This window comes from Paenibacillus sp. 01T422, assembly GCF_056398785.1.
The window spans coordinates 1-1,612 of the sequence record NZ_JBFTQB010001163.1; the positions used below are offsets into that span (position 1 = coordinate 1).

Consider the following 1,612-nt stretch of genomic DNA (forward strand, 5'->3'; position numbering starts at 1 on the left):
GCGTATACTCCGATCACGCAATGCTGAGAGAAACATCAAATCATTTATTGAAAGCTGGCGGGAAACGCATTCGTCCCGTTTTTGTACTGCTTTCCGGTGAGTTTGGAAACTACCAGTTAGAAACGATGAWGCGCGTGGCGGTGCCACTTGAGCTCATTCATATGGCATCGCTCGTTCACGATGATGTTATTGATGATGCGAACACAAGACGTGGGCAATTAACAGTTCGGTCCAAATGGGATAATCGGATTGCGATGTACACAGGAGATTACATATTTGCGAAGGCGTTAGGTGTCATCACTCAAATTCACAAGCCAGCTGTGCATCAGATCATGTCCAAGGCGATTGTGGAAATGTCGATCGGTGAGATGGRGCAAATTCGGTTCTTTTTTCACTCCGATCAAACGATACGCGATTACTTATTGAGAATTAGACGTAAAACAGCGCTTCTCATCGCTATTTCCTGTCAATTAGGAGCAATGGCTGCGGATGCGCCAGATTGGATTAGCAATAAACTTTATGGATTTGGATATAACGTAGGTATGGCTTTCCAAATCAGAGACGATATTCTAGATCTCATCGGCACCGAGAAGCAGATCGGGAAGCCGCCAGGCTCCGATGTGAAGCAAGGCAACATTACGATTCCTGTCTTGTTTGCCATGAAGGATCCCGCACTTAAACCGCTTATTTTGGCTGAATTAGACCGTATACATAAGTTAGATGGACAAACAGATGTTAGCACTTTCTTGGATATCATTCGTCACAGCGAAGGTATTGCTATGGCAGATACATTGTCTCAGAAATACATTGACAAAGCGATTGCATCCTTGGATAAGCTGCCGAATGGGCAAGCCAAAAAAGATTTGATTGAAGTTGCACACTTCATAGGCAATCGATCTTACTAAGGGAATTTTGCAATTTGAGAAAAGCTGCCAGAAAGTGTAAACTAAGATGGCATACATAAGAATTAACCCTTTTGGGCGTATAGGCCTACTATGGAAGTCAGTTTTCTAGCGAAAACTCAGTAGATGCTTACGAAGCAAGTTTTCTAAAGAAAACGCTAAGGAGGATATCGTTACATGGAAAAAACATTCTTGATGGTGAAACCAGATGGTGTACAGCGCGGCTTGATCGGTGAAATTGTAAAGCGCTTTGAACAGAAAGGCTTTCAACTAATTGGAAGCAAATTGACGATGGTATCGAGGGAACAAGCCGCATTTCATTATGCTGAGCATGAAGGCAAAGATTTTTACGAACGACTCGTAAATTTCATTACGTCCGGGCCAGTGTTCGCAATGGTGTGGCAAGGTGATCAAGTTATTCCTTTGTCACGCACGTTGATCGGCAAAACGAATTCACTGGAAGCAGCGCCAGGTACAATCCGTGGCGATTATGCGGTACATACGAATTTTAATCTCATTCATGGCTCTGACTCACCGGAAAGCGCTGAACGTGAGATCGGCAATTTCTTTAAAGCGGACGAGCTCCTTGAATATACAAAAGTCATTCAGCAGTGGATTTAGCTTTAAAGAAACTTGAAGAACCTGTCATCTTACCAGATGCAGGTTCTTTTTTGTCGTGATTTGAAGGATTTTGGCAAGGAATGCAAGAA

At 43.2% G+C, this 1,612-nt stretch carries 2 protein-coding genes; both read left to right on the forward strand.

The features are described from left to right. A partial coding sequence (locus AC1DUA_RS36725) for a polyprenyl synthetase family protein (RefSeq protein WP_477504422.1) occupies positions 1 to 905 on the forward strand: 905 nt, incomplete at its 5' end. 174 nt (positions 906 to 1,079) lie between these two features. After that, complete coding sequence (gene ndk, locus AC1DUA_RS36730) at positions 1,080 to 1,523, forward strand: nucleoside-diphosphate kinase (protein ID WP_161408495.1); 444 nt, start codon at positions 1,080 to 1,082, stop codon at positions 1,521 to 1,523. Positions 1,524 to 1,612 lie beyond the last annotated feature (89 nt).